We start from the raw sequence: 3,828 nt of genomic DNA on the forward strand, positions 1-3,828 counted from the left end.
CAAGAAGTAGTTGGTGAAGTTACTGGCAATCCTAATGATAAAGCTGAGGGTAAAGCAAAACAAGCGGAATCTCAAGCGCTTGGCTGTCGAAATTGTCTTGTGGATGGGTTCCCCTTTTGCAGTCACAACCACTAAATCTAAGCGATCGCTATCTTGTGGTGTCGCAAGTATTTTTGTATCTACCCCCGAAGGAACAAAACTTATATAAATAATTGCTGGTTTTACTCCCGTCGCTTTCTCAATTTTGCGAAGAATATCTTGAGCTTCATCTAAACTAACAGTACGACTTTCCTGCAACCCGAAATATGACTCAACCTGACGGGCGAATTTATTATCTATACTTTCCACTCTAGGGTCAAGCTCAGGAGACTTGACTACAACATCTATTTTTGGTGGTTCTATGGTTACTAGTGCTTGCTCCGTCACTGTTGTGACTTCTGTTGGTGGTAATTTTGGTGGAGTTGCTGCAACATTTAATCCTACAGTTTGAGGTGCCGAAAATGAAACGCGATCGCTTGCAGTGATGCTAAAAGGACTAATATCCCCAGAAAAGCCGGGAGGTGGGGTGTATTCAAATTTATCACCGGGAGTAATAATTGCACTAGCAGTTCCAGGAACTACCGTAACCCCATTTTTCTTTAGCGTCCCAGCAGTAATCGAACTAATTTGCAACGAAATATTATCGCTATTAATATCACTGGCAGATGGATTTAAATCTGCCAAGGTGAAAGGAAAGGGTTTATCCTGTTGAACACCATTTAAACGTGGGTTTGCAGTGAGTGTTGGTGGAGTATTTACGGATGCGATCGTAATTCGGTTTGGTGTTCCAGTGGCATTTCCACCATTTGGTAATACTGGGAATGAAGAATTTTGACTTGGCTCAATTCGGGAATTCGCACCTGCGTCAATTGCCCCTAATGTACCGTTAGTTGTTGAGTTCCCGACGATGAATGGTACGTTATCAGCAGCACCATTGTGAGTGATATTAATAGTTCCCGATTGTTGACTACCGCGAGTTAATATAGTTGTTCCTGCTGGTATTAAAGTTGTAGCTGCAACTGTGCTAGTTCCCCTCACTGTACCATTAGGCACACCATTCGCAGTAATGTTGACGTTACCACCAATACCTCGATTTTGAGTACCCAAAGTATCGATACGGGAGCCAATACCTTGAGTATTGATGCTGGCAAATTCAATATTACCTGCGGTTAAGGTGACATTACCACCATTGGATGTAGCTGGTGGCTGCGTGAATTCACTTACAAAACCGTTATTTAAAAGAGATGTATTATTAGAAGAGGTATCAATAGCACCTGTAGTGAGAGTAGTACCTGCGTTTAAAGTCACAGCACCACCGCGAGAACCTGCTGAAGCGCTTCCATTGTAAAAAGTACTGATATTGCCTGTAGCTATAGTACCTGTTGCTTGTACGTTAACGGAACCATCTACACCTGGTCTAGGGAAGGTTGAAAATTGATTAATTCCTGTAGCATCAATGTTTCCAATTTGAATATTGCGACCTCTAGCATCAATATTTCCAGCATTTCCTTGAGAACCACCGGAGGTAGTAATGTTACCCGTAGTAATGTCGCCTGCGGCATTCAGGGTTACTATACCACCACCGTAACCAGCAAAAGCACCACCATTGATATCTCTGGCGGAGGCATTTATAATACCCGCTGTGATATTACCATTGTTAGATTGGATGTTGACATCACCAGCGTTGTTAGAGGAAAGAGAAGAAGTTGTAATGTTACGTGCGGTAATATCACCTTTTGCAGATAAAATTACAGGACCACCTGTAATACCACCACCATAAGAAGCAGTAGATGTACTAATATCACCGACTTTAATACTTCCTTCTGTTGAGGGTAAAGTAGAGGATGTAAAAGTTGTTGTACCTCCGGGAATAGGAAATGTTGATGGAGAACCAACCGAGGCTAAACCAGCCCGCAAAATTAAAGTAGGACGAGTTGTTAATAGTGTAGCGTCTGGGTCAGAAGTAGGAACATCTAAATCAGGACTAGTTATCCTAATATTTCCGGCATTAATATTACCCGCACTTTCGACTTTCAATGATGCACCAGTGTAGTCACCAAAAGTAACATCGCCATTTGACTTAATAATAGGGTCGTAAATACTAACAAAGTTACCAGGATTTCCGGCTAAGTTGAGAATAGAAAATTGACCAGCACTTATAAAATGAGCATCACCAGAAATAACACCGTCGCTAACTAAGCTGAGATTTCCACCACTTTGAAATGCTGGCTCTGGGTGGTTTAACGCAAAAATATCAATACCTTGGTTCCCCTGAATAAACAGGTTCCCTCCAGTTTTGGCAATAAAAGGATTAGCTACACTATCTCTAATTTGTATGCTATTCCCAGCTAATAAACTTAAATCTCCTGTTGTCTGGAGTTGACTTTCCACCCCTGTTAAATTCTGATTAGCAGAAAGTAATGCTGTTTTTGCCATGACATTTCCTGCGACTACATCACCCTTTTCTACAGGTATCCCGGAACCAGATAATGCAACTTTTCCATCACTATTAACTGTTAATTTATTGGCATTAATACCACCACCAGATGTCAACAACTGCGGTAAAGATAATATTGGCAAATTCCAATTTTGTGCTTGGGTATTGCTGGCATTTAATGGTATAATCTCCAAACTTAATGGGCTTCCAGGTTGACTCAAACGAACTAATTTTTCACCCGGTACAGCAGAAACAATAATTTGTCCTTCCGGAGCCGAAACTGAACCTGTATTAGCAACAGTTCCACCTAATAAAGTTAAATTTTGCCCCTTAGCTACTGTTAAATTTCCAGCGTTAAAAATTGCCCCTGGTTGACCCATCGCAAAGCTAAAAATACCTGGATTACCAACTAAATCGGCATAATTATTCGTACCGGAAGCATTAAACCAATTAGAACCAAAGCCAATACCATTAGCAGTAGTCGCGGTAAAAGAACCAGGCACATTTAAACTGGCATTTGAACCAAAAATAATTCCTGCTGGATTCATCAAAAATAAATTGGTATTACTTCCAGTAACCTGAATTTGACCGTTAATTACTGAAGAATCACCACCGACAACTCTACCAAGAATATTTTGAATACCGGGGGTTGATAAAAAAGTTGCTATTTGGTCAGCATTGAGTCCAAATTGAGTAAAACTATGAAAAAGATTGGCATTATCTCGCGATAGTTGACCACCTGTTATATTAATTTGATTACCATTGGGTGCAACAACAGTACCCGTGCCATCATTAGCTGGTATTATCGACTGCGATCGCACTGGTTCAGCAAGCAATATTCCAGCTAAAGGAACTAACGCTAACCATCGGAGAATTCTTTTTACTAATCCTAATGGCTCCTGTATATTTATTTTTGACAAAATAAAATATTGACTCAAACCAAATCTATCTACATACTTTCTTTTGATTGTTTGTTTCATAAGTAAATAAGTCTCTCAAACTCAATTTTCAAAGCAGTTTAAAGCAATTCAAAGCTATATAAATCAGCACCAATCTAGTAATTAAGAGCAAAAGTCTCTAAAATATAGCTGCATCACCTACCAAAGCGTAGTTCTATCAAAATTATGTGATGAATACAACTTACTTCAATACGATTTCGTTTTATCCGGTATTGTACAGCATTTTTTATTTGAGGAAAATACTTGGTTCTATTTTGCTAGCTTCAGATTGTTCCATGTAACTCTTTAGCTCTACAAAAGTTTACAGACTGGGGTTTAAACCTCGTCCATTTTGAAAGCTGGAGTTTTGTATAAGGGCTTATAATTTGGTTATAGCTTGAGTTATAAGGTTTA

1 protein-coding gene and 1 pseudogene are annotated in these 3,828 nt (G+C 39.6%); one reads left to right on the top strand and one right to left on the bottom strand.

The genetic code is table 11. From position 1 onward, the window contains the following. Positions 1-135 (top strand): CsbD family protein (locus CK510_RS34495; protein WP_373695834.1); only part of this gene is annotated, 135 nt, incomplete at its 5' end. A 2,556-nt stretch (positions 136-2,691) separates the two neighbouring features. Here the strand turns inward: CK510_RS34495 and CK510_RS33710 are convergent. Further along, positions 2,692-3,456 (bottom strand): annotated as a pseudogene (locus tag CK510_RS33710) (filamentous hemagglutinin N-terminal domain-containing protein); the annotation flags it as partial. Between the last annotated feature and the right edge of the window lie 372 nt (positions 3,457-3,828).

It is taken from the genome of Brunnivagina elsteri CCALA 953, from assembly GCF_002289455.1.
Classification (GTDB): domain Bacteria; phylum Cyanobacteriota; class Cyanobacteriia; order Cyanobacteriales; family Nostocaceae; genus Brunnivagina; species Brunnivagina elsteri.